The following is a 24,196-nucleotide window of genomic DNA, read 5'->3' as shown; positions in this document are numbered from 1 at the left end:
CATGACCCATCTTACCCAACCCTCCGTCACCATCGACCACGACAAATGCATCGCCGCCAAGGGATGCCGCACCTGCATCGACGTCTGCCCCACCGACATCCTGGCCATCGGCCCGGACGGCAAGGTGCGCATGGCCTATGACGAGTGCTGGTACTGCCTGCCCTGCCAGCACGATTGCCCGACCAAGGCGATCACCGTAGCCATTCCCTACCTGCTGCGCTGAGGCGGTCATGCCCGATAGCGAGATCATCGCCCTGATCGCCGCCCTGGATCAGCCCGATCCGGATATCCGCCGTATCGCGGTGATGCAGGCGGTGGATTGGGTTCATGACCATTCCCACCTGTTCGCCCGCGCGAGCCGCGACGAGGATGCCGGCGTGCGGCTGGAGGCGGTCAAGGCCCTGGAGGGAGATGCGTCCGGCGATGGCGTCAACGCCCTGGTGGACCGCTTGGGGGACGAGGATGCCGAAATCCGGGCGGCGGCGGCGGAATCCCTGGTGGAGATTCTCGATCCCGCCGCCGGGCCGGTGCTCCTGGTCCGCCTCGAGGGAGCGCAGGGGCAGGCGAGGGCGGCCGTCCTTGCCGGTTTGCGCAAGCTGCGGCAGGACGGCGCGCTGGAGCCGGCGCTGGATTGCCTCGGTGATCCCCTGGCCTCGGTACGGCTGGAGGCGGTGCGTGTGCTGGGCTATCTGCGTCATTCCGGCGCCGTGGCGGGTTTGACCGAACGCATCGCCGTGGATGGTGATGCCGAGGTGCGCCGCGCCGCAGTCGGCGCGCTGGGCTTCGCCGATCCGGAAGCGGCGGCTCCCGCCTTGTTGCTGGGGTTGCGTGACGCCGACTGGCAGACGCGGGAAGAGGCGGCGGTAACCCTGGGCAAGCTGCTGCCCGGCATGGCGGTGGGCGGCCTGATCATCGCCCTCGACGACCAGTACTGGCAGGTGCGCCTCAAGGCGGCGGTGGCGCTGGGCAAGCTGAAGGCTCCGGCGGCGGTGCCCGCCCTGATCGGCCAATTGTCCCACGCCATCGGCAATCTGCGGCGCGAGGCGGTCAACGCCCTGGCCGCCATCGGTGATCGCTCGGCGGTGCCCGCCCTGACCGAGGCCCTGAGCGATACCGACGTCGAGGTGCGCAAGTCGGCCCGGCGAGCCCTGGACGCGCTTGCATGAAGGCGGTCGGCGATTTTCTCCACCGTCGCCAGGATGTGGTCCGCCGCCTTCAGTGGAGCATGGCGCTGGTGTATTTCGCCCTGTTGCTGGGGCCTGTCCTGGCACCGGCCAGCGGCCTGGGCCGGGTGGCCGAGGCGGTGTTCTGGGGCGTCTGGTGGCCGGCGGTGATCCTGTCGGTGATGGTGTTCGGCCAGTTCTGGTGCGGCGTGCTGTGCCCGGACGGCACCGTCACCGAATGCGCCAGCCGCCACGGCCATGGCGCCAAGCCCACCGAAGCCCTGCGCTGGGGCTGGTGGCCGCTGCTGGCCTTCGCCATGGTGACCCTGTTCAGCGATGCCCTGGACGCCCATCGCTCGGCCTGGGGCACCCTGGCGGCGGTGGGCACCATGTCGGCTCTGGCCCTGGCTACCGGTCTGTGGTTCGGCAAGGGGCGCCGCGTGTGGTGCCGCTATCTCTGCCCGGCTGGAGCCGTGTTCTCGCTGCTGGCGCGGGCCTCGGCGCTGCATTTCAAGGTGGACCGCGCGGCATGGGATGCGGCGCCCCGCCCGGCCCCCAAGCCGGTGGACTGCCCCTTGCTGCTGGACGTGCGCCGGCTGACCAGCAACGAGAAATGCAATATGTGCGGCCGCTGCTCGGGCCATCGCGGCGCGGTTGAGCTGTCGTGGCGGCCCCCGGGCTCGGAAATCATCACGCTCCGGGACGACGAGGCGCGGCCCTGGGACGCGGTGGGCATCTGCTTTGTGCTGGTGGGTCTGTGCTTCGCCGGCTTTCACTGGACCGGCGAGCCGGCGGCCATCCTGGGGGTGGCGCTGGCGCTGGGATGCGCCGTCGCCGCGTCGCTGGTGCTGGCGGCGGGCCGGGCGGGGTGGAAGCGTTTGGCCTATGCCCTGATCCCCCTGGCCGGGTTCGGGCTGTTCCTGGGGGCGGTCGAGCATTCCCTGGCCCTGCTGGAACGCCTTGATCTGCTGCCCTGGCTGCGTTGGCCGTTTGTGGGGCTGGGCGTGGTCTGGAGCGGACGGCTGGGCTGGAGCCTCGTCGCCGATATCCGCGCCAGGATTGTCTTCGCCATCCTGTCGGTGGGGCTGGCCGCCCTCTATCTGCTTGTCTGACAAAGGAGACGGGCCATGGCCCTGCTGATCACCGACCAGTGCATCAATTGCGACGTCTGCGAACAGGAATGCCCCAACCAGGCCATCACCCAGGGCGACGAGATTTTCGTGATCGATCCCGACCGCTGCACCGAATGCGTCGGCCATTACGACCGGCCTCAATGCATCGAGCACTGCCCGGTGGATTGCATCATCGTCAATCCCGAGCGTGTGGAGGGACCGGATGCGCTATTGGCCAAGTATCGAGGCCTGATGGGACGGCTGTAAGGCTACAAAAGATCAGGGCCGCGATGGAATCCCGCACGAGGCGGGGAGGTGATGTTCCTCCCGCCTTCAAGCGTTCGAACGCGTCCTTGCCGTGGGGGCCAAGGGATACCTGCCAGCGAAGGATGGTGTGTGAAAACGCTGACGACGGAGGTGGGCGTCACATTGCAGTGTTGCGATTGATTATCACTCGCGATAGCATAGCCCGATTACAGCAGGATAGGAGCCGGGCATGAATGTGACCGTGATCTTTGGTTCGGATGCCGGAGCCACCAAGGAGGTGGCTTCCAGGATCGCCAAGAGGATAGGGGCGCGCCTTCTTGACGTTCAAGAGGCGCGGACGGCCGACTACGAGGGCTGCGACCTGCTGATTCTCGGCGGTCCCACCTATGGCATGGGTGAATTGCAGACCGATTGGGACCTTTACATCAATCAGTTGAAAGGCGCCGACCTTCTGTCCCGCAAGGTAGCTTTGTTCGGTACCGGCGACCAGATGACCTATCCGGACAGCTTCGTCGATGCCATGGGCATCCTGTACGACAAGGTGGTGGCCCGAGGGGCCGAGGTGATCGGCTTCACCGATACCGCGGGGTATGATTTTTCGTGCTCCACGGCGTTGAGGGACGGCCGGTTCGTCGGCCTTGCCCTGGATGAGGACACGCAGTCCAACCTGACCAATGGCCGTATCGACGCATGGCTGGAGCAGTTGCGATGAAATCGGCGACCATGGGCGATCTCGTCCACAGGCTCTATGAGTACCGCAAGGGTGTCCGCCAGTTGTTCATGATGACCATGACCGCCCAGGAGGCGACAGAGGTCGCTACGCGGCTGCGGACCGAATCCATCGAACACCACGCCCAGCCGGTCAGCCCGAAGAAGGTCAACGTCTTCTTCGGGCGGAAGGCCTGTGTCCAACTGGTCCGCCACATGGTCACCAAGCCGTTGTGCCGCCTGACGCCCGAGGAGGATTTCATCCTGGGCACGCTTCTGGGCTATGACCGCGAGCAGCAGTGCCTGCGGTTTCTGTCCATGACAAAGGCGGGACGGGGAATGGCCGGCGGACAGGCCGCCAGGGCCTGATCCGGGACGGTGGGAAATCAGCCTTTGACGGTCTGTCTCGCGCCGCGCCGCCGCAGCGCGTTGAGCAGGATGCCGATGGTGGTGCCGTTGTGCAGCACCGAGGTGGCGATGGGCGACAGCAATCCCAGGGCCGCCGCGCCCAGGATGGCGGTGTTGAGGCCGACCGTCGCCCGGTAGTTGGTCTTGATCAGGCCCATCACCGCGTTGGCGGCCTCCTTGGCGTCGGCCACCCGCTCGACCTCGTCCTCCAGCAGGGCGATGTCGGCGGTGAGGCGTGCGATGTCGGCGCCCTTCTGCATGGCGATGCCCACATGGGCTCCCGCCAGGGCGGGGGCGTCATTGATGCCGTCGCCGATGAAGGCGATGCGGGCACCCTGGGCGTTCATCTCCGCGATGATGCGGGCCTTGTCCTCGGGCATCAGTTCGGCGTGGAAGCCGTCGAGACCGAGTGCGGTGGCCAGTTCCTCCGCCCGCTCGCGATGGTCGCCGGTCAGCATCAGGATGCGCCTCGCCCCCAATTCGCGCAGCCGGCGGACCGTGGCGGCGCTGGTCGGACGGATACTGTCCTTGAGGGCGAGCAGACCGAGAAGCTGTCCGCCATAGCCGATGAACAGCAAGGTCTTGCCGTCGCGGTAGAGGTGGTCGATCTCTTCCTTGTGCCCCGAGGTGTCGATGGCCTCGTCTTCCTCGATGAAATGGCGCGACCCCACCACGATCCGCTTGCCGTCCACCACGCTGGCCACGCCGTGGGCGACGATGAACTGCACTTCCTGATGGTCGAAGTGGCGGTTGTGGGTGGCCCGCGCCGCGCTGACCACGGCCATGGCCAGCGGGTGGAAGTAATGTTCCTCCACCGAGGCCGCCAGGCAGATCAGGTCATCGGGGCTGTACTGAGCGTCGAAGGTGACGGCGTCGGTGACCGCCAGCACGCCGGAGGTCAGCGTGCCGGTCTTGTCGAAGATGAAGGTGTCGGCGCTGGCCAGACGCTCCAGCGCCGTGGCGCCCTTGACCAGGATTCCCGCCTTGCCCGCCCCGAACATGGCCGATTTGAAAGCTACCGGCGTGGCCAGCTTCAGGGCGCAGGAATAGTCGGCCTGCAGCACCGAGGCGGCGCGGCGCCAGTCGCCCGACAGCAGGAAGGACCCGCCGGCCAGCTTCAGTACCGTGGGCACCAGCCGGTCGGCCAGCCGCGAGGCCTCCAGTTGCGCCTCGCTCTTGGCGACCAGGGATTGCTCGACGTAATCGGCGATGCGCGCGGCGGCCGTGCTGCTTCCCACCTGCTCGGCGTAGACGGCCAGCCGGCCCTCCTCGACCAGGGTGCCGGACAGCACGGACGAGCCCCGGGTCTTGACCACCGAGATGCTTTCGCCGGTCATGGCCGCCTCGTTGACGGTGGCTTCGCCGCTCAGCACCGTACCGTCCACCGGAATGACCGAACCGGTGGCGATGATCACCGTGTCGCCCACCACCACGGTGGCGGCGGGCTCCAAAATCTCGACTCCATCGCGCAGGACCCAGATCTCGTCACTGGCCGGACGCAGCAGATGCTTCAGCAATTCGTCGGAACGCCGGGCGATGGAATCCTCCATGTACTCGCCGAGCGCCAGCATGAAGGTGGTGGTGTTGGCGGCGGTGTAATCGGACCGGCCAAGCGAAATGGCCACCGCCATGCCTTCCAGCACGTGCGAGGTCACGCCGCTTTCGCGGTAATCGGTCGCCGCGTGGCGCAGCAGCGGCAGCGCACCGGCCAGCGAGACCGGCAGCCGCAGGGGCGGCGGCAGCAGGCCGGTTCCCAGCAGGGTGGCCAGGGCGGCGGCCACCGGCCCGCGGTCACATGGCCGTGACGGCTTGATCCCGGACGGCGGCGCCAGTACGGATACCCCTTCGCGCAGGGTCTCGGCATCGGTGACGTCGGGATCGAAGGTTACGGTCAGCGAACGGGCATGGGCGTTGGCCCGTACCGACGTGACGCCGCAGAGGCTGGTGGTCAGGCGCTCCAATCCGGCGACATCGGCCACCACTCCGCGCGGGAAGCGATAACGCAGCCGAACCCGTCCGGACAGGCGGTGAACGATCTCCACCGCCGCCAGCCAGGGCGTCGCCAGCCGGGGCTCGGCCATCAGCCTTGCTCGGCCGCCAGTTCCGCCTGGATATCGGCGGCCTGTTCCTTCATCTCGGCCAAGCCTCCCGCCAGTTCGGAATAGAGCTTGAGGCCCGAGCGGATCAGCTTGCCGCGCAACGCCTCGTCGGCCAGGACATAGGTGGCGGCGGCGCCGATCAGGGCGCCCACCAGGAACTGCTCGGACGGCTGGCCGGGCAGCAGGCGGGTCAGGCCCCCCAGCATACCCCCCTGGCCCTGCGGGGCCTGGGCGGCGTTCCAGGTGCCGTCATGCTTGCCGTTCTTCGCCTTCTTACGCTTCTTCTTGGCCAAGGGGATTCTCCTGGGTGTGGGGGATCTGCAATGCGGTCTCGGCCGCCACGATGACGGTGGCGCCGGCGATCACGGCCGCCGTGCCGGTGCGGTAGTCGCGGCGTCCGATGGCCTCGGCCGCCTTGGTGCCGGCCGCCAGGGCCGCGCCGCCCTGGAGGCCGTGGCGGAGGATCCTCCGCCAGGGCGGCGAGGCACTTCCGGCGGCACGGTCCTGCAGGGCCGACAGCAGCGCCGTGGCGATGAAGCCGCGCACGAAGACCTCGGTGGTGGAAGCGGCGGCCGCCTTGCCGTCGCGCCGTTTGCGCTTCACGGGGTGGTTCCGCCATCGGCCGCCGGGGCGGCCTTGACCTTGCGGACCGGAGCCTTGCGGGCACGGGCGGGTTTGGCCGCCTTCGCCGCCTTGACGGGTTCGGCGGCGGCGGGGGTCAGCTTGGCCCGCAGACTGGCCGAGGACTTCTCGATGGCGGAGAGGCCTGACACGGTCGCGTCGCGCAGGCTGCTCTGGGCCTGGGCCAGACCCTGGCGAGCCTTGCCGCCAATGTCGTCCAACTGGGCGGCAGCCGGGGGCGTGGCCTTCTTCAGCAGTTTGACGCCGACGATGCCGGCAACCAGTCCCGAGGCGAAGGTAAGCAGAGGATGCATGGCGTTGCCTTTCAATTGGAGGATCAGGTGCGGGCCAGGGACCGCAGCAACCGTTCCGCATGGGGGGATCGCGTTCCGTCGACGATATCCTGCCAGGCGGAGGGGGCGATGAGGGTGGTGTCGTACTCCACCACGCAGGAACGGGCCAAGAGGTTGACGTTGACCGAGCGGATTCCCGAAACCTCGGAGGCGGCATCGATGAAGCGCCGCACCTCGGCCACGGCGTCGCCGGCCTTGCCCTCCAGCTTGAGACGGACCCTGCCGGGAATATGATGGGCAATCCGCGTCTTTCGGGCGAAACGCCAAAGGTCTTCGATGGTGTTCAATGCAAGGTCCCCACTCGCCGACAAGGCGTAATGTTACTGTAATATCTTCTTGCGGTGGTTGGCGAGGTGAACCAGCAGGAAGGCGACATGCAGGGCGCCGAACACCGCATGCAGCTTCTTGCCCACCGACAGGGCAACCAGCGTTCCCCCCAGGGCGGTCAGCATACCGATCTTGGCCGGGCGATTGAGGCTCCACAGGGACAGCCCCCCTTCGGGAAAGGGGGAGGGCGGAAGGTGGGCTTCCTCAACGGCTTGGCCGACGGCGAACAGGGCGGCGACCGTCGCTTCGATCTCGGCGGGTGAGATCCGGGCGGGGTCGTAGCGCAGCACGATGCTGCCGCAGGCCGGCTTGCCCTCGGTCGCCGTCACGCCGTCCCAGCCGGCCAGCAGTGCCGCCACCTCGGCGTTGCGGCCCGGCGGGCGCAAATCGGGATGGCGTACCCTCAGGCGTCCCGGCACATGCGAGACAATGCCCGTTCCGCTCATGCCGGTGTTCTCCTCGTCTGATTGGGTCGCAGGCGTTATTGATGATGCGAATTATTCTCAGTAATCGCGTATTTCATAGGCTACTTGAGTAGGGGCGTCAAGGCCCTCCCGCTGATCATTCCTCCAGCAGGTTGCGCAGCATCCATGCGGTCTTTTCGTGAACTTCCAGACGCCGGGTCAGCAGGTCGGCGGTCGGCTGGTCATTGGCCTTGTTCACGCCAAGGCCGATGTCTTCGACTACATCGAGCGCTTCTATAACCGCCAGACGGCGGCATTCCATCCTGGGGTATCTCGTCCCATGGAGTACGAAATGAAGGCGTCATAAGCTAAACATTCTATCCACCGAACCGGCAGCAGGCCACTTTGGCTCGGCCCGCGATGGGCTTGGGGCGTGTCCGGAGGTAATCCGTATCAGATGGAGTGCAGTGTGGAGTGTGTCTAGCCTAATCAATTTCCAGACAATTCTCGATGTTGTGCTGATGTGCTGACGAATGTTATCGTTACTTGCATAACAGTCTCGCATTCCATGTGATGCATGTTGATGTTTTTCATTCCGATGAGTGGGGCCATGAATAGAAAGCAACGGAGAGCTGGTGCCGCGGGGGCGGTCGGAAGCGTCAGCAATAGCGTCCAGCTCCGCCAAAAATTATTAGAATACACATCTATTCTAACTGATAATAACCTCAATAGAGAGGCTGAGGTTATATGTCGTGGATTATTGCATGCTTCTTCGGATGATTTTGAGGCTACATATAACCTTGCCGTTGCATTGCAGCTTCAGGGGCGGCTTGCGGATGCTGTGCCAATCTATACGGATCTGCTGCGCAGGCATCCCAAACACACGCAATCCTGGGCAAATCTCGGCGCGGCGCAATTGGATTTGGGGCAGCCCGAATCGGGTGCCGAAGCGTGCAGGAAGGCCCTTGCGCTCGATCCCAACTTCGCGATGGCCCACATCAATCTCTCCTGCATCATGACAAGGTTGATGCGAGCGGCGGAGGGCGAATTCCACGGACGGCAGGCCGTGAAGCTGGCTCCCGACAATCCCAACAGTTACTTCTGTCTCGGCGGAAGCCTCAACCTGTTGCACCGGTACGACGAGGCGATCGAGGCGTGCCGTAAGGGAATCGCCCTTAATGCCAACAACGCCAACGCTCATTACACTCTGGGCTACGCATTGCGTGAACTGGGCCGGTTGGAAGAGGCCAAGGAAATGTTTCGCCGGTCCATCGCCATTAGTCCCAATCTGGCATTTGCTCATTATGCCCTTGGACAGACATATCTTTTGGCTGGCCAACTGGCGGAGGGATGGGAAGAGTATGAATGGCGGTGGCAGATTGACGAATACTCGTGGCTGAAAAACGCTCATGGGGAATTTTCCCAGCCGCGGTGGCTGGGCGAGGCCATTGCTGGCCGCACCATCATGGTCTATGCCGAGCAAGGGTTCGGCGATACGATCCAATTCATCCGCTATATCCCGCTGCTCCAGCGGTTGGGGGCAAGGGTGATCTTGGCGGTCCAGCCGGCCCTCAAGTATGTTTGCCGCCTCCTGAAGGACGTCACGGTCATTGGCCTGGATGAGAAATTCCCGCCATTCGACGTTCATTCCCCATTGCTCAGCCTGCCCCGGGTGTTCGGAACCAACCTGGCGAACGTACCGGCCCCCACGCCATATCTGGAGGCCGAGCCGGAATTGGTGGAGCACTGGCGGAATCGATTGGGGCAACATGGCCTTCGCGTCGGGATCATATGGCAGGGGCGTCCTGGAACCGCGACGGATCTGGGACGCTCGCCGCCGCTATCGGCTTTCGAGCCGCTGGCCAACATTGAAGGCGTTCGCCTTATCAGCCTGCAGATCAACCACGGCCAGGAGCAATTGGCCACGCTGCCGGCGGGAATGGTGGTCGAAACCTTGGGGCCTGACTTCGATGCTGGTCCCCAGGCGTTCCGCGATACCTTGGGCGTAATGGCGAATTTGGATCTCGTTATCTCGTCCGATACCGCCATCGCTCATCTCGCCGGGACATTTGGGAAGCCAGTCTGGATGCCGACCAAGCGGATTCCAGATTGGCGCTGGCTGCTCAGTGGCGATCGGTCGCATTGGTATCCCACCATGCGCCTTTATCGCCAGCCGCAGATAGGCGACTGGGGAAGCGTGTTCGCGCGTATCGCTTCGGATCTGGCCAGCCTGGCCGCCCAGAGAGGAGTGGGGCAAGGGATGCCCACGCAGTTGTCGGGGACGGGAGCCGGTGCGGCCGTGGGTCCGTTGGCGAACCTGAGAGGGTGAAGCCATGACCTCTTTCCTCGCTTTTGATTGGGGTGTCTCGCCCTCGTTCGGCTGGGGCGTTTATGGCCTCAATTTGATGCTGCACTGGCCGAAGGTAGCCGGTGGCCCCGCCTCGTGCGCCGGCCAGCTGGATTTGGACGGAATTATGGGGCTCGGGCCGCTTCATTATAGGGCATTGGCAGAAAGCTTGGCCGGTTCGGTTCGTCTCAAGGCGCGGCGTGATGCGAGGCCCAATCAGGATTTCCTGGTGGACGGCATCGCGTTGCATGGGCTGGGCAACCAGTTGGCGGGGCCACCCCAGGGACAGCGGATTGTCGGGCGTCTGACATGCGGCGTCGCCTTTGTCGAGAATACAGATCTGCCGGACGCGACAGACAAGGTGGCCCCTTATGATCTGTGTATCGTCGGCTCCACCTGGAATGGGAAATTGCTGCGCGAGCGGGGTATCTCCAGGGTCGCCACTGTGATTCAAGGTATCGATCCGGCCATTTTTCATCCGGCGCCCCGGGCAGGTTTCCTGGAGGGGCGGTTCGCGGTCTTCAGCGGTGGCAAGTTGGAGCATCGCAAGGGGCAGGACTTAGTCCTTCTGGCGTTCAAGGCCTTTGCCCAGCGCCGCCCGGACGCCATTCTTGTCACCGCCTGGCATTCACCCTGGCCGCAATTGGTCCAGACGTTCAACTGCAATCCGAAGACCGCCCCCGTGCCGCTGGACGGCCAGGGCAAGGTGAACGTCACTCAATGGGCAGTGGATAACGGCCTATCGGCCGACCAGATCATCGACCTGGGCAGCATACCGAACCACCAGATGGCGACGACATTACGTGAAATGGATGTCGGTGTGTTTCCCAGCCGATGCGAGGGCGGCACCAATCTGGTGGCCATGGAATGCCTGGCCTGTGGCATTCCCTCCATCGTATCGGCCAATACCGGGCATCTGGATCTGATCGAAACCGGTGCGCCATTGGCGTTGACCCGTCAAGGTCAAGTCGCTCCGAGCTATTGCGGCACCCAGGATTGGGGCGAAAGCGATGTCGAGGAAATCGTTGAGATGCTCGATCGCGTCTATACCGACCGTTCCGAGGCGCTCTACCGGGGGCGGTTGGCTGCGGAAGCTATGGCGGCATGGAGCTGGCACAAGCAGATTGGTGTTCTTCGCGACGTGTTAGCTCGATAATTCGGAGAATTTGATGATCGCGCAATTGTTTGCCGATTACCTTCGCAAGGCCGCCAAAGGTGGTCTCAGCGTGCCCGACGCGATGACCGCCGCAGCCGAACTGGCTGACGCGGGCGAGCATCATCTGGCGGCGCAGCTCTATCGTACTTGGATCGAGGCCTGCCCGGGTGATCCGTTACTGTTCGCTATCTGTTTTAACCTCGGCATTATCCTGATGCAGGTCAACGATCATCAGGGTGCCCAGGCCGCCTTTCAGCGGGCGATCGAGGCCAATCCCGGCTTCTACCCGTCCTACATCAGCCTTGGCAACAGCTGTGAGGCTGCGGGAGCCAAGAATTTGGCTGTCGAGCACTGGCTGCGGCTATCCGGCGAACTGTCGGTCATAACGCGAGATAATATCGGCCATAAGCTTTCCGCTCTGAAGCAGGTCGGCCGCGTACTGGAAGAGGCCCAGTCCGATGAGGCTGCCGAAACAGTCATGCGGCAAAGCCTGGACGTCGATGCCAACCAGCACGAGATCATCCAGCACTGGGTACACCTGCGTCAGCGCCAGTGTAAATGGCCGTCAGTCGTCGAATTGCCCGGCCTTCCGGTCTCGCGCGTCATGGCCAATATGGCCCCGCTGGCGGCGTGCGGTCATGGTGACGACCCGCTCCTGCAATTGGCGGTCGCCCAGACCTACACATCCACTCTGTTCGGAGCCTCGCCAGTCCTTGGCCCTCCCCCTGAAACCTTGGCTCGTGAAGACGGGGCGCGGTTGAAGATCGGCTACGTTTCTTCGGACATGCGCAACCATGCCGTCGGGTACCTGATGGTCGATCTGCTGGAGCGCCACGATCCGAACAAGGTTGAGGTGTTTATCTATTATTGCGGCATCAATGTCCCCGATGCCACGCAGGCTCGGATAAAGGCGGCGTCCGAGCATTGGCGCGACATAACCCACGTGAATGACCGAGTCGCCTACGATCTGATCCGCCAGGACGGAATTCAGATACTGGTGGATCTCAACGGTCACACCCAGAATAGTCGGACAGCGCTGTTCGCCGCTCGCCCGGCGCCGCTCCAGGTCAACTGGCTGGGCTATCCGGGAACCATGGGCAGCTGGTTCCATGACTACATTATCGGTGACGAGTTCATCATTCCCAAGGGCTTCGAGCGGTTCTATTCCGAGCGGGTCGCCCGTTTGCCCTGCTATCAGCCGAATGACCGTCATCGTCTGGTCAGCCCCGTGGTGCCGACCCGTGCCGAGGAAGGGCTGCCCGAACAAGGTATGGTTTTTTGCTGCTTCAATGGGCAGCATAAATTCAGTGCTGCGGTCTTCGCCCGATGGATGGCGATTCTGTCCCAGGTGAGCGGCAGCGTCCTGTGGCTTCTGAGCGCTCCTGAAAGCGCCATGGGGCGACTCCGGCAAATGGCGGCTGAAAATTTCGGCATCGATCCAAGCCGCCTGATTTTCGGTGGGCGCCGCGACAATGTCTCGCATCTCGCGCGTTACCCGCTGGCCGACCTGTTTCTCGATACGGTGCCCTACGGTGCCCATACCACTACCTCGGACGCACTATGGATGGGGGTTCCTGTTCTGACCTTGCCGGGAAAAGCCTTTGCGGCCCGTGTTTGCGCCAGTCTGGTGACGGCGGCCGGCATGCCGGACATGGTATGCGCCTCGGGCGACGAATATTTTCGCCGGGCCGTGGAAATCGGCAACAATCCGGGACTGGTCGCCGAGCTTAAGGCCCGCGTGCAGGCCAATCGTAACACCTGCACGCTGTTTGACACCGACAACACGGTAATGCGGCTGGAAGAGCTGTTTGATGAGATGTGGAGGGATTATCGATCCAGCGGCCGCCCGCGCCCCAACCTCATCAACGTCGACCCGGTATTCCAGGTGGCGGCGACGGCGACTCCGGAGATGCTTGATGGTATGGGCTTCGAGGCCTATCGGGACTGGTACCGTGAGCAACTGGTCCTGCGTGGTCACTCTGCCGCCTTTCTTGACGAGGGGTGACGCGCGGTCGTGGCGACGTCGGGTGCCTGGAGGGAGTCCCGCCCAACAGGCGTCGTTCGGACGGTAATATTTCAGTTGGGCGGAAACCGGTCGGGGAAATTGGCATGCAGGACTATCGTCGCCTTGACGACTTCTTGGCTCAACTGGCTTCGGACGTCTATCCCGAACCACCGTCGGAGCCGCATCTGTCGATAACCAAGAGTATGGTCGATCGCTTGGCGGAGATCGGCGTGCTGCGGCCCCAGTCACGGGTACTCGATGTCGGCTGCGGCCAGGGCCTCGCCCTTAGGGCAATGGCCGCTCATGGCGTACGCGCCCTTGGCATCACCTTGGGGCCGGACGTAGAGATTTGCCGGGCCAACGGGTTGGACGTCCAGGCCATGGACCAGTCCTTTCTGGAATTCCCCGACGCCAGTTTTGATGTGCTTTGGTGCCGACATGTCCTGGAACACAGCATTTTTCCCCTCTACACCCTACATGAATGGCGCCGGGTGTTGAGGCCGGGGGGATATCTGTACTGCGAGGTCCCCGCACCTGAGACCGCCGCCCAGCATCATACCAACAAAAACCACTACAGCGTTTTCAGCGACACCGTGTGGACCGAGTTATTCACCCGCTCCAAATTGATGGTTGTTTGGAAAGAGAAGGTGAACTTCAGCATACCCTCTGGAACCGATACCTATTTGTTGTATCTTCTCGCTGCAACCGCATGAGTGTCCCCTCCTGGGGTGATCCTTTGCTTGTACGCCTTATGCATCAGCTCGGCGCCGGGGGAGGGGGGGGGCTGCGGTGTTCGGTTCAGATCATCGCGGCTTGGTATAACGGGCTGGCTGACCATATTCTGGTGACGGAAGATGAATAGGAAAAACAGGCGAATTGCTTTAAAGAGTGCGTCAAAAAACGCCGGTGACCATATGAATCTTCTTCAGATGGTCGCTGTAAATTTTAAGGATGGCCGCATTAAGGATGCACTTGAATTATGTCGCCGCGGTGCAACTGAATTCTCAGAAAATTATAGTGTATTATATGACCTGTCATCATTAATAATTCATTTTGGATATTATGCCGAGTCTGTTCCGCTGTTGCGACGCGTTGTCGCCACCAACTCTGACAACGTCGATGCACTGACCAATCTTGCCACGGCACTCAGGGTGTCCGGCCATGTCGGCGAGTCTATCGAGGTACTTCGCCGGAAGATCGCTCTTTCCCCTTCTTCCGTGTCGCAGGTCAACCTGTCGGCCATGCTTTTCGACACCGGCGATATTTGGGGGGCGGTGCAGGCCGCCCAGGTCGGATGCGAGCTGGACCCCGGGAACCACAACGCCTTTTACAACTTGGGCAATGCACTGGTGGAGCTTGGGCGGTTTCAGGAGGCTTTTAACGCCTTTATCAAGGCCATCGAGATCAAGCCGGATTTTGCCGATTCCTATTTCCGGGTGGGCCAACTGCAGTTGCTCAACGGAATCTTCCCCGACGGGTGGCGAAATTATGAGTGGAGGTGGAGACTCAAGGAGTACGAGTGGGGGAAGATATTTGCCGCAAGGCGGTGGGCGGGCGAGAGCCTGTTGGGAAAATCCCTGCTTGTCTTTGCCGAACAGGGGCTTGGAGATACGATTCAATTCTCCCGATTCCTACGGGGAGAACGCTTCCAGGGCTGTAATGTTATTTTCTCCGTTCAAGAGAGAATTCTGCGCTTGATAAGCAGCGTCTGGCCCAATGTCATTCCCATTACGGCTCCGCAACCAGCCTGTGACTATTGCGTCCCCCTGTTGAGTATTCCTGGGATTGTGTGTTCATCGTTCGACGACATCCCTCGGGAGGGGCGCTATATATTTCCAGAGCCTCAATTGATCGAAAAGTGGAAGCAAGTACTTTGCCGGAAGCCGGGATTGCGTGTCGGTATATCCTGGCAGGGGCGGCCCGGTACCGAAATTGACCGTGGCCGGTCGGTGCCTCTCGCGATGTTTTCGGCTCTGAGAGATGTTTCCGGCGTGAGGTTTATCAGCCTGCAGAAATTTGCCGGGGCCGAACAGTTGTGCTCCAACGATGCCTGCGGGTTTATCGAGAAAATCGAGGAAGATTTCGACGTCGGTGCCGATGCATTCATCGATACCGCCGCGATCATGGCCAACCTCGATCTCGTCATTACCACAGATACGGCTATTGCCCATCTGGCCGGCGCGGTTGGGTGCCCCACCTGGATTTTGCTCAAACATATCCCCGATTGGCGGTGGCAACTGGGGAGCAGAGAGACGCTCTGGTATCCGGGCGCCCGGCTTTTCCGACAATCCGCCATGGGGAACTGGGAGGGGGTATTCTCCGATGTTCGCGATCAGATCGGCCGTTTTGTGGCGGAAAAGACGGGAAGCTAGAGTCTGTCTGATGCTGGGAATGAATACCGATATTGAATGTCTGTTTATGCTGTTGCGATAGAAGTGGGTTTGTGTCGATTGAGCGTCGGGCGTTACACCGCATCCCTGCACAACAGGCAAAGAAAATCCGCTGGTGCGGTTGGTCTTTGTTTGTCTGTATTTGTGGTGAGGGTTGAACTTTATTTAGAAGAAATGGTGGGCGATGCAAGGATTGAACTTGCGACCCCTCCCGTGTGAAGGGAGTGCTCTCCCGCTGAGCTAATCGCCCATCTCTTCAGCCGGAAGTTCATCCGGCGGAGCGGTGGTTTCTATCTGATCCGGCCATCGGACGCAAGTCCGAAACGTGCGGGAACCGTGTAGAAACACAAAACAAAAACCTAACCACATCAAGGCACTTGGGACGGATGGCTTTCCCGTGTGAAGGAAGTGCCCTCCCGCTGAGCCAACCGCCCATTTCCATCGCGGCGGAGGCCTTGGATGCGCCCCCGAGGAGGGCCGCTTTATATGGCGCCCGGCCGGACCTGTCAAGCGGGCTTTCGTACCGGCGCGTCGGTTGCCTCCGCAAGTTTGGCCGCTATCACGCGGTCTCGCGGTCGATGACGCGAATGGTCTCCGGCGGCTGGTAGCTCTCCAGCATGGCCAGCAGGGTGGCGGGGTCATGGTGCACCGCCGCCATTTCGCGGTGGCGGGCCTTGACGAAGCCTTCGCCGGCCATGTGGTCGAGAAAGGCGTGCAGCCGCTCGAAATAGCCCGCCACGTCGAGGAAGGCCAGCGGCTTGGTGTGCAGGCCCAACTGGCCCCAGGTCCACACCTCGAACAATTCCTCCAGCGTGCCGACACCGCCGGGCAGGGCGATGAAGGCGTCGGCCAGTTCGGCCATGGTCGCCTTGCGCTCGTGCATGCTGGTCACCACCCTGAGTTCGGTGAGGTTAGGGTGGCCCACCTCCCACTTCAGCATGGATTCGGGAATCACGCCGATCACCTGTCCGCCGGCTTCCAGGGCGGCGTCGGCCACCACGCCCATCAGGCCCACGTTGCCGCCGCCATAGACCAGGGTCAGGCCGCGCTCGGCCAGCAGGCGGCCGAGCTGGGTCGCCGCCTGGGCATAGGCCGGGTTGGCGCCGGAATTGGAACCGCAGAAGACGCAGACCCGCTTCACCTCAGCCTCCCGCCGCCAGGATGCGGCTGAATTCCCGCACCGCCGCCTCGGGGCCCTCGGGATGGCTCCACACGCCGGCCGACACCGCCAGGAAATCAGTGCCCGCCGCCACCAGGGGGCGGCAGTTGTCGACCGTGATACCGCCGATGGCGACGCAGGGAACAGTGAACAGGCCGTGCCACCATTCCAGGATTTCCAGGTCGGCGCGGGTGGGGGCGTCCTTGGTTTCGGTGGGGAAGAAGGCGCCGAACGCCACGTAATCGGCCCCGGCCTCGCCGGCTTCCATGGCGAGGTGGCGGGAATCGTGGCAGGTGACCCCGACGATGCCCTCGGGTCCCACCGCCTGGCGGGCCGCCTTGTAGGAGGCGTCGGTCTGTCCCACGTGCACGCCGTCGCAGCCGGTCTCGAAGGCCAGATCGGGCCGGTCGTTGAGCAGCACCGCCACGCCGCGCCGCTGGGCGGGCGGGCGCAGCACGTCCACCGCGCGGGCCAGGGCGTCGTCGTCCAGGCCCTTGAGGCGGATCTGCAGGCAGGCGACGTCGCCGGCATCCAGGGCGGCTTCCAGGGTCTTGACCCATTCGAAGGGCTTTTCGATGACCGGCGGGGTGATCAGGTAGAGACGGCAGGAATCGGCGGAAATGGCGGGCCTCGCTGGCAAAAGAGGGTTCGTCCGTGAGATTGCACCATGGCATCGCGGCGATTATGGCGCAACTGCCCTGATCTGCCCTGAAAGAATCACAATTGCTCCATTATTCCGCCACGGGATGGGCCGACATTATCCCTACCGAACGCGCCATGACGGCCTTCGGAACGAGATAAAGAAAAGGAAGCCTTCCATGCGCGCCACCCATTTCCTCGCCACCGCCCTGGTTGCCGCCTCGCTGCTCCCCGTGGCTGCTCTGGCCCAGGGCAGCCCCTCCGCCACCACCGCGCCCGCCACCGTTACCGCTCCCGCCGCGACCGGTGCCACCACCCAGGCGACCGGGGCGGCTGCCGCCAAGGTGGAAAAGGGCAAGAGCGACGCCGCCCACGCCAAGAAGGACGCCAAGGATCACGGCAAGAAGGCCGAGCACGCCGTGACCCCCGCCACCCCGGCGAGCCCGGCCGCCAAGTAACGGCCCCCTCATGACGACGGCCCCCTTCCCGTACCGGGAAGGAGGCCGTTGGCGTTTCCGCCGTCAGGACAGGGCGGAGAGCAGACTGTTGGACGTGCCGGCCAATCCGCTCGAGGACGAGGACGCGCTGCTGGGGTTCAGGTAGTTCAGCAGACTGTCCGAGCCGCCGGAGGAACCGGTTCCGCCGCCCAGATAGTCGAGCAGGCTGCCGCCCCGGCCCAGCAGCGATCCCAGCACCGTCACCTGCGAGGAAATGGCGCCCTTGGTGCCCAGATAGGGGCGGATGGCGTCATCCATGCCCTTGGCCGCCTGGGCGACCAGCGACTGCACCGAGGCCGGGTCCTTGGACAAGGCCTGGGCCAGCACCGACTGGTCAATGCTGAGCGTACCGTCCTTCTGAACATCGATGCCGATATCGGCCAGGGTCGAGAGATCGCCGCTGGTGGGATACTTGGCCATGGCGGCGTCGCCGATGCGCTTGAACATGCCGGCGGCCAGATTGGCGTTGGCCGCCAGTTCGCCCTTGTCGCCGGTCATTTTGACGATGGCGCCCTGCAGGCTGTTGAACGACTTCATCATCTTCTGGACGGTGTCGGTCACGGTGGAGCGCGGCACGCTCTGCGGGCCGGTTGCCGTGAAGCCGGTGGTCGTGCCGAAGGCCACCGGCACGTCGGTGTTGGAGGGCCAGGTGAAATCGGAGCCGTCCACGCTGTAAAGGGCGTCGGCGGCCTCGCTGGTCTGGGTCAGCGGCGAGGTGTCGGGCTGGGACGGATCGAAAGCCAGTTCACCGAGACCGGACAGGGAGAAGGCCTTGCCGCTGCCGGTGTCCTTGCCGCTGATCTCCAGCTCGAAGCCGCCGCCCGACTCGACCACCTTGGCGGTCAGTCCCACGCCGGCGTCGTTGATGGACTTGGCGATGTCGTTGAGCGAACCGCCGGCGATGGTGATCTCGGCCGGGTCGCCGGCCGGGGTGAAGGCGCCGGTCTCGGCATCCACCGCCCCCATCTGCACGCTGAGGGTGCCGGTGCCCAGCGATACCGAATCCGGATCGCCGAACAGGGAGGTCACCACGCTTTGGGCCTGGGCGAGCTGGTTGACCTGCACGTCCACCGATCCGGCGCTGCCGGGAGTGGCCGCCTGGGTCGTCGCCGCCTGCAGACCGCTGTCCACCTGGGCGCCCAGGGTGGCGAGCCGGGTATAGCCGAGCATGGCCGATCCGCTTTGCGCCGAGCCCAGGGACAGGGAATAGGCATCGTCGCGGCCCAGGCTGAGTGGGCTGGCCGCCGCGCTGGCGGTGCCGGTGGTGGTGCCGTCGGCCTTCGGGCTGGGTGCGGCGTACTGCTTCAACAGGCCGGCGAGGGCGGTCGGCAGGGCGGAAACAGCGTTGGTGCTCATGGCTCGATGCTCCGGGGCGCTGCGGCGCCCGCTGAAGAGGGAATCCTCGCCAAACACCAAGCAATGGCTATGCCATTTTGCATCTTATTGATATTGCACTGTTTTGTTGTCGAGGCTATGGCCGTACCCGGCAAACTCTGCCGGTCAGGCCGGTGCCGTCAGGTGCCGCCAATGCCTCAACAGCATATCCAGCTTGGCCAGCACCAGCTTGGCCTCGGCGATTTCCAGGTCGAGGAAGGCGTCCACCGAACGCCCGGCCAGCATGGCCCGACGGGCGCCGGAGACCAGCCGGGCACCGGCCGCCAGCCGCAGGCCGCTCAACGACTCGCCCACCATCACCGGCTGGCCGATGTGGCAGGCCAGGGCGGCGAGGCGGCGGTCGCGCTCGCGGGCCTTGGGGGGCAGCAGCGGGGAGACGTCGCGGTTGAGCCAGACGTGGAGGCGCCGCAGGTCGTCCATGCCCAGCGGTGTCCTGGCCTTGGGCGGGGCGGCGGCGAAGGTCAGGATGGTGGCCAGTCCGTCCCACGATCCGGGAACGCCGCGCTCGGGGAGCGGGCAGGGGAGCAGGCTCAGGCGGGGCGAGGCCTGGATGGCGGCGCCGATGGCCGACAGAAAGCGCTCCAGGATGCGCCGGGCCTCGGCCGGGGGCACGGCGTGGAAGGCGGCCATCTCCCACAGCGCCGCCCACCAGCGCATCAGCAGGCCGATATTGGGCCGGCCGCCCATGGGCCGGCACCAGTTTTCCCAGGACTCGGGCCAGCAATGGCGTTCGGTATAGGCGTTGTAACCCTCGGGCAGGGCGGCGAGGCCCAACTGGACCCGTCCGCCGATGGACGGCGGCACCAGCAGCGCACCGGCGAAGGGCGGACCGGTAAAGAACTTCGAGCCGGTGACGATGACCATGAAGCCATGGTCCAGGTAGCGGGCAACGCTTTCCTTGGACAGGCGCAGTTGCGAGGCGTCCACCACCACGTCCAGATGGCCGGCGAAACGCCGGGCCAGGGCGAAGGTGAATTCGACGCCGGGCGCCACCAGTCCGGTCTTGGAGGTGTCGAGCAGATGGAGCAGTACCCGGCGGCCCCTTGCCACCTCGCGCTCCACCAGGGCTTCGGCCGCCCGGTCGATATCTCGCGCCGGCAGGGGATTGCCCGCCCGGTCGCGGAGTTCGAGGACGGCCAGTTCCACCCGGGCGGCGGTGGCGGCATCCACCGGCTGGTCCACCGTGACATGGTGGCCCATGGCGGTGGTGGCGTTGTAATGGCGGCCCGAGGCGGCCGGCAGGACGTTGCTGGCGGTTTCCCTGGGCGCGATGACGATGCCGGTCAGCGGCCGCCGGTCGGCGGCCAGGGCCAGATGCAGGGCATAGAACTCGGCATCGGTGCCCGATGGCGTCAGGATGGCCTCGGTCCCCGCCACCATGCCGCATTGGTGGGGAATCTCTCCCCTTACCTCTTCCATGGCGGCGGCGTATTCGTCGTCCAGCCTGCCGGCCCGTTCGGCCTCGGCCAGGCGGCGGCGCAATGCCTCCACATGGGCGAAGGCGCCGTCCGACACCGAGGTGGCGGTGGTAGAGGCGAAGGTGATGGCCCAGGGACGGGGGCGGGGAGAACAGCCATAGCGGTTGAGGCCGCTGTCCGGGTCGACGAGCAGGCGCTCGTCGCCGCCGGTGGCCAGCAGAATCTCGGTGGGCTGCGCCAGATCCATCAGGCGGCTTTGGCCTGCTTGATCCGCCGCAGCATGTCCTGGAAGGCATGGAAGATGCGGTGCATCTGCGGCGCCTTGTAGGGGAAGATGTCGGGCGGGTCCATGGCGTGGACGATCATGGCGGTGTCGGCCTCGAACACCAGCAATTGTCCGTCCGGAGTCTCGGCGCAATCCATGGCGAAATAGTCGAGGCCGATACGCTCGGTCATGGCGGCGAAGGCGCCGGCGTGGCGGGCGGCGAAGTCCTGGTCGAAGGTGGCGAAGGCATGAGCCTCTTCGGCGCGCTTCTCGGCGCTTTCCCGCATGTCGGCGTTGAGGTAGTGGATCATCCAGTGGCTGGATACCGCCATGTGGCAGACGAAGGGCTTTCCATCGATCATGGCGATGCGGTACTTGCGGAACATGCCGCCGTCGCCGCGATAATCCACGAAGCTGGACAGGTAATAGCCCTCGGCCGGCTGGGCGGCCAGATAGAGGGCGATGGTCGAGGGATCGTCCAATTTGGCCAGCCCCTTGCCGGCATGGGAATCCAGCGGTCGGACGATGATGGGGAAACTGCCGCCGGCGAGCAGGTCGGTCAGCACCACCTCGCCCCGTCCCAGGCGGGCCAGCGTCTCGGGGTCGACGCGGGTGGTGGCCGGGATGCACACTCCCTTCGCCCCGGCCAGCAGGGCGCTGACGCCGTCGCGGGATAATTGCAGCACCTTGCGTGGGTCGTTGAGGACCGGCGGGCACGGCCACAGATCGGCGAAGGCGGCGATCCGCTCGAGAATATCGCGGTTGGGCTCGGATTCCCCGGCGATGACCATGGCCATGTCGTGGCCCGGCACCCGTTCGGGCAGGTCCATGCCCGGCACGATGTAGAGCACGTCCAGGTGGACGTCGGAGCCTTCGATCAGGAACTGGATGGGCACGTTGGACATCAGATTGCCCGGAGCGGCGAAGGCCAGCAGCCTCACCCCGCCCTCGCCCGCCGTGCCGGAGCGGTCACGGTAGACCTGATCCTGGGCCAGGGCGCGCTCCTGGTAGGCCATTCCGGCCTCTTCGTGACCCAACAGGAAATGAATGGTCGACAGGTCGAGCAGGGCGGCGGAATCACTTCCATCGGCCTCGACCCGCTTCAGCAGTTCAATGGCGTGGGGCACCATGTTTTCGCCATGGAAGGCCATGGTCGTCAGCCGGGCCATCCCCATGGATTCGGGGGGCCAAGGCCTGTCCTGTCCTGATGTCACGGCGTTTCCTTGAGCTATGGGAAGTCTCAGACTAGCCCGAAATGGTTAATCATTGCTTCGCTAACACGCTCAGCACCGCGTCAACCATGCGGTCGACGTCAACTTCCCTGGTGCGGTGGTTGACGATGGCGGCACGGATCGCCAGCGTGCCGCCGATCATTGTGGTGGACGGCGCGGCGATTCCCGCCTCGTGCAGGTCGGCGACGATGGATGCGGAATCCGCGCCGGGGTGGTGGAAGCAGACGATATTGAGCGCCACCGGCACCAGCAGTTCCAGGGACGGTTCCGCCTCGACGCGGGCGGCCAGATGGCGGGCCACCCGGCAGCAGCGGGCCATGGCGGCGCCCAGGGCGTCCATGCCGTGGGCCTTCAGCGTCATCCAGGTTTTCAGGGCGCGGAAACCCCGCGATAAATCGGGGCCGTAATCGCAGGGCCAGAGCGAACCGGCGGCCAGCCCTCGGGCTTCTCGCCGCAGATAGGCGGCGGGAGAGGCGAAGGCGGCCCGATGGGTCTCGCCGTCCCGGACCAGAAAATATCCTGCGTCATAAGGCACTTGGCCCCATTTGTGGAAGTCGAAGGCGAGGGAATTCGAGCGCTCGATACCGGACAATTTGGGCGACAACTCGGTTGACATCATGCCCAATGCCCCGAAAGCGCCGTCCACATGGAACCACAGCCCTTCGGCCTCGGCGAGGTCGGCCAGGGCATCCAGGTCGTCGATGGCGCCGACATCAACGGTGCCGGCGCTGCCGATCAGCATGAAGGGGTGTCGGCCGGCGGCACGGTCGGCGCGGATGGCCTCCTTCAGCGCCTCCAGGTCGATCCGGTGGCAGGAATCGGTGGGCAGCAGGCGAAGCGCGTCCGAACCCAGCCCGCTCATCTCGAAGGCCTGGGGAATGCAGCCGTGGGCGGCCCGCGAGGCATAGGCGACCAGCCCTTCGCCGCCACTCAGCCCGGTGCGGCGGGTCTCGCCGCCCAGGGCCCGGGTGCGGGCCACCAGCACCGCCAGGAAATTGGCCATGGAGGTGCCGGTGACGAACAGGCCGCTGGCTTCCTTGGGGTAATGGAACAGATCGCGCATCCAGCGCAGGATCTGGCGCTCCACCTCCATGGGAGCGTGGTCGCGGCCGCCCAGATTGGCATTGAGCCCGCCGGCCAGCATCTCGGCCAGCATGCCCTCCACCGTGCCGCCGCCATGGACCCAGCCCATGAAGCCGGGATGGAGGTTGCCGGGGCCGAACGGTTCGACGAGCTTGCGGAACTCGGCATCGATGGCGGCCAGTGCCTGTCCTGTCCGGGGGGGAGCGGCGTCGAAGGCCGCCCGCACGTCGGCGGGCATGGGGCGCCACACCGGGCGGCCGCGCACGGCACGGATGAAGTCCAGGCTCTCGTCCAGCATACGATGGGCCTGGGCGCGCAGGGCCTCCCAGTCGCCGGTATCCAGGCTGGGATCGAGGGCGTCAACCAGGGCTGTCAGGGTGGCTTCGGGGTGCTCGGCCATCATCATGTGACCGGCGCGCTCCAGCACGATGGCCCGACCCCGCTTCAGGCGCCCGGCCAGGGCGCGGCCGGTTTCGGGCGGCGACATGCGGTCCTGGCCGCCGACGATCACCGCCGCCGGGCAGGCGGTCCGGTCGGCCGCCGCCTCGCCGCCGCCATAGGCGTTGCAGGCGGACAGATCGGTATGCAGGATTCCGGGGGCCGAGGCCGACAGGTTGTCGATGGTTTCGGCGAGCAGGGCGGGGGAGGGCGGTGGCTCCTTGGCGAACCCCCACTTGGCGATCAGGGCGGCGGCGGCGGCGGCGGCGGGGTCGGCCAAGGCCATGTCCAGCAGTGCCTGATTGACCGGCATGGCCGAGGCGGCGCCCAGCAGGACCAGGGCATCCACCCTGGCGGGATGGCGGGCGGCGCAATCCAGCGCCGCCAGGGCGCCCATGGAATGACCGGCCAGGGCGGCCCGCTTCACACCGGCGGCATTCAGGAAATCAGCCAGCCAGTCGGCCAGGGCGCCGATGCTGTCCAGGGCCGGCCCCTCGGAGGTTCCGTGGCCGGGCAGGTCGGGGACCAGCACGCAAAAGCCGTGCGCCGCCATGCCTTCGCCCAGGCCGCTCCATGTCCGATGACTGCCGCCGGCGCCGTGCACCAGCACCAGGGCCGGGTCGCCGTCCTTGCCGAAGGTGGCGGCGAAGACCTGCCTGCCCTGTACCTCGATGTTCATCCGCGATTCCTCCCGACGGTCGAGTCACTTT

At 64.7% G+C, this 24,196-nt stretch carries 24 protein-coding genes, 1 tRNA gene and 1 pseudogene; 12 read left to right on the top strand and 14 right to left on the bottom strand.

Annotated elements, in window-relative coordinates; genetic code table 11:
• Position 1 precedes the first annotated feature (1 nt).
• From CP958_RS10545 to CP958_RS10520, 6 genes are all read left to right on the top strand, one after another.
• The gene (locus CP958_RS10545; protein WP_096701921.1) at positions 2 to 223 is read left to right on the top strand and encodes a 4Fe-4S dicluster domain-containing protein; all 222 of its coding nucleotides are present in this window, start codon (positions 2 to 4) and stop codon (positions 221 to 223) included.
• 7 nt (positions 224 to 230) lie between these two features.
• Positions 231 to 1,166, top strand: a complete 936-nt coding sequence (locus CP958_RS10540; protein WP_096701920.1) for a HEAT repeat domain-containing protein — start codon at positions 231 to 233, stop codon at positions 1,164 to 1,166.
• Complete coding sequence (locus CP958_RS10535; RefSeq protein ID WP_096701919.1) at positions 1,163 to 2,275, top strand: 4Fe-4S binding protein; 1,113 nt, start codon at positions 1,163 to 1,165, stop codon at positions 2,273 to 2,275. The genes CP958_RS10540 and CP958_RS10535 overlap by 4 nt, the downstream gene beginning before the upstream one ends.
• A gap of 15 nt (positions 2,276 to 2,290) precedes the next feature.
• Positions 2,291 to 2,542 (top strand): YfhL family 4Fe-4S dicluster ferredoxin, encoded by a 252-nt coding sequence (locus CP958_RS10530; RefSeq protein WP_096701918.1) that lies wholly within the window; start codon positions 2,291 to 2,293, stop codon positions 2,540 to 2,542.
• Positions 2,543 to 2,771: 229 nt separating this feature from the next.
• Positions 2,772 to 3,254 (top strand): flavodoxin FldA, encoded by a 483-nt coding sequence (gene fldA / locus CP958_RS10525; RefSeq protein WP_096701917.1) that lies wholly within the window; start codon positions 2,772 to 2,774, stop codon positions 3,252 to 3,254.
• The gene (locus CP958_RS10520) at positions 3,251 to 3,619 is read left to right on the top strand and encodes a DUF2023 family protein (protein ID WP_242442838.1); all 369 of its coding nucleotides are present in this window, start codon (positions 3,251 to 3,253) and stop codon (positions 3,617 to 3,619) included. The genes fldA and CP958_RS10520 overlap by 4 nt, the downstream gene beginning before the upstream one ends.
• Before the next feature lie 17 nt (positions 3,620 to 3,636).
• On the opposite strand, the gene CP958_RS10515 is transcribed toward CP958_RS10520, so the two are convergent.
• The 7 genes and pseudogenes from CP958_RS10515 to CP958_RS10485 form a co-directional block, all read right to left on the bottom strand.
• Positions 3,637 to 5,739, bottom strand: a complete 2,103-nt coding sequence (locus CP958_RS10515; RefSeq protein WP_096701916.1) for a heavy metal translocating P-type ATPase — start codon at positions 5,737 to 5,739, stop codon at positions 3,637 to 3,639.
• Complete coding sequence (locus tag CP958_RS10510; RefSeq protein ID WP_096701915.1) at positions 5,739 to 6,050, bottom strand: YtxH domain-containing protein; 312 nt, start codon at positions 6,048 to 6,050, stop codon at positions 5,739 to 5,741. The genes CP958_RS10515 and CP958_RS10510 overlap by 1 nt, the downstream gene beginning before the upstream one ends.
• Positions 6,031 to 6,360, bottom strand: coding sequence for a hypothetical protein (locus CP958_RS10505; RefSeq protein WP_096701914.1), 330 nt, complete (start codon positions 6,358 to 6,360; stop codon positions 6,031 to 6,033). Before CP958_RS10505 ends, CP958_RS10510 begins: the two co-directional genes overlap by 20 nt.
• Positions 6,357 to 6,692 (bottom strand): hypothetical protein, encoded by a 336-nt coding sequence (locus CP958_RS10500; RefSeq protein ID WP_096701913.1) that lies wholly within the window; start codon positions 6,690 to 6,692, stop codon positions 6,357 to 6,359. The genes CP958_RS10505 and CP958_RS10500 overlap by 4 nt, the downstream gene beginning before the upstream one ends.
• 23 nt (positions 6,693 to 6,715) lie before the next feature.
• Positions 6,716 to 7,018 carry an HMA2 domain-containing protein gene (locus CP958_RS10495; protein ID WP_096701912.1) on the bottom strand — a complete coding sequence of 101 codons (303 nt, stop codon included), beginning with the start codon at positions 7,016 to 7,018 and terminating at the stop codon, positions 6,716 to 6,718.
• Positions 7,019 to 7,051: 33 nt separating this feature from the next.
• Positions 7,052 to 7,504 carry a hypothetical protein gene (locus CP958_RS10490; RefSeq protein WP_141400484.1) on the bottom strand — a complete coding sequence of 151 codons (453 nt, stop codon included), beginning with the start codon at positions 7,502 to 7,504 and terminating at the stop codon, positions 7,052 to 7,054.
• A 115-nt stretch (positions 7,505 to 7,619) separates the two neighbouring features.
• Positions 7,620 to 7,721: pseudogene (locus CP958_RS10485) on the bottom strand (DNA starvation/stationary phase protection protein); the annotation flags it as partial.
• Between the two features lie 351 nt (positions 7,722 to 8,072).
• Between CP958_RS10485 and CP958_RS10480 the strand changes: the two are divergent.
• From CP958_RS10480 to CP958_RS10460, 5 genes are all read left to right on the top strand, one after another.
• Positions 8,073 to 9,791: a tetratricopeptide repeat-containing glycosyltransferase family protein gene (locus tag CP958_RS10480; protein WP_170958919.1), complete on the top strand. Its 1,719-nt coding sequence runs from the start codon at positions 8,073 to 8,075 to the stop codon at positions 9,789 to 9,791.
• 4 nt (positions 9,792 to 9,795) lie between these two features.
• Complete coding sequence (locus CP958_RS10475) at positions 9,796 to 10,965, top strand: glycosyltransferase family 4 protein (RefSeq protein WP_096701909.1); 1,170 nt, start codon at positions 9,796 to 9,798, stop codon at positions 10,963 to 10,965.
• 13 nt (positions 10,966 to 10,978) lie between these two features.
• Entirely contained in the window at positions 10,979 to 12,970 is a 1,992-nt protein-coding gene (locus CP958_RS10470) for a tetratricopeptide repeat protein (RefSeq protein WP_096701908.1), read from the top strand.
• Positions 12,971 to 13,074: 104 nt separating this feature from the next.
• Positions 13,075 to 13,683, top strand: a complete 609-nt coding sequence (locus tag CP958_RS10465) for a class I SAM-dependent methyltransferase (RefSeq protein ID WP_096701907.1) — start codon at positions 13,075 to 13,077, stop codon at positions 13,681 to 13,683.
• A 141-nt stretch (positions 13,684 to 13,824) separates the two neighbouring features.
• Positions 13,825 to 15,342: a tetratricopeptide repeat protein gene (locus CP958_RS10460; RefSeq protein ID WP_096701906.1), complete on the top strand. Its 1,518-nt coding sequence runs from the start codon at positions 13,825 to 13,827 to the stop codon at positions 15,340 to 15,342.
• A gap of 193 nt (positions 15,343 to 15,535) precedes the next feature.
• On the opposite strand, the gene CP958_RS10455 is transcribed toward CP958_RS10460, so the two are convergent.
• The 3 genes from CP958_RS10455 to thiE form a co-directional block, all read right to left on the bottom strand.
• Positions 15,536 to 15,610: transfer RNA gene (locus CP958_RS10455), tRNA-Val, on the bottom strand.
• A 309-nt stretch (positions 15,611 to 15,919) separates the two neighbouring features.
• Positions 15,920 to 16,501: a TIGR00730 family Rossman fold protein gene (locus tag CP958_RS10450; protein WP_096701905.1), complete on the bottom strand. Its 582-nt coding sequence runs from the start codon at positions 16,499 to 16,501 to the stop codon at positions 15,920 to 15,922.
• Position 16,502: 1 nt separating this feature from the next.
• Entirely contained in the window at positions 16,503 to 17,159 is a 657-nt protein-coding gene (gene thiE, locus CP958_RS10445; RefSeq protein ID WP_096701904.1) for a thiamine phosphate synthase, read from the bottom strand.
• A gap of 178 nt (positions 17,160 to 17,337) precedes the next feature.
• On the opposite strand from thiE, the gene CP958_RS26325 reads away from it, so the two are divergent.
• Positions 17,338 to 17,616 carry a hypothetical protein gene (locus CP958_RS26325; protein WP_096701903.1) on the top strand — a complete coding sequence of 93 codons (279 nt, stop codon included), beginning with the start codon at positions 17,338 to 17,340 and terminating at the stop codon, positions 17,614 to 17,616.
• 63 nt (positions 17,617 to 17,679) lie between these two features.
• Here CP958_RS26325 and fliD read toward each other — a convergent pair whose 3' ends face one another.
• The 4 genes from fliD to CP958_RS10420 form a co-directional block, all read right to left on the bottom strand.
• Positions 17,680 to 19,011, bottom strand: a complete 1,332-nt coding sequence (gene fliD, locus CP958_RS10435; RefSeq protein ID WP_242442837.1) for a flagellar filament capping protein FliD — start codon at positions 19,009 to 19,011, stop codon at positions 17,680 to 17,682.
• Positions 19,012 to 19,155: 144 nt separating this feature from the next.
• Positions 19,156 to 20,715: a hypothetical protein gene (locus tag CP958_RS10430; protein ID WP_096701902.1), complete on the bottom strand. Its 1,560-nt coding sequence runs from the start codon at positions 20,713 to 20,715 to the stop codon at positions 19,156 to 19,158.
• A complete protein-coding gene (locus tag CP958_RS10425) occupies positions 20,715 to 21,902 on the bottom strand; it encodes a hypothetical protein (protein ID WP_242442836.1) in 1,188 nt (395 codons plus the stop codon). The genes CP958_RS10430 and CP958_RS10425 overlap by 1 nt, the downstream gene beginning before the upstream one ends.
• Before the next feature lie 94 nt (positions 21,903 to 21,996).
• The gene (locus CP958_RS10420) at positions 21,997 to 24,165 is read right to left on the bottom strand and encodes an alpha/beta fold hydrolase (RefSeq protein ID WP_096701900.1); all 2,169 of its coding nucleotides are present in this window, start codon (positions 24,163 to 24,165) and stop codon (positions 21,997 to 21,999) included.
• Positions 24,166 to 24,196 lie beyond the last annotated feature (31 nt).

The sequence above is a fragment of the Magnetospirillum sp. 15-1 genome (genome assembly GCF_900184795.1).
In the GTDB taxonomy this organism is placed as follows: Bacteria; Pseudomonadota; Alphaproteobacteria; order Rhodospirillales; family Magnetospirillaceae; genus Phaeospirillum.
Note: the sequence above shows the minus strand (reverse complement) of the source record. Positions and strands in the feature narration are given on the sequence as shown.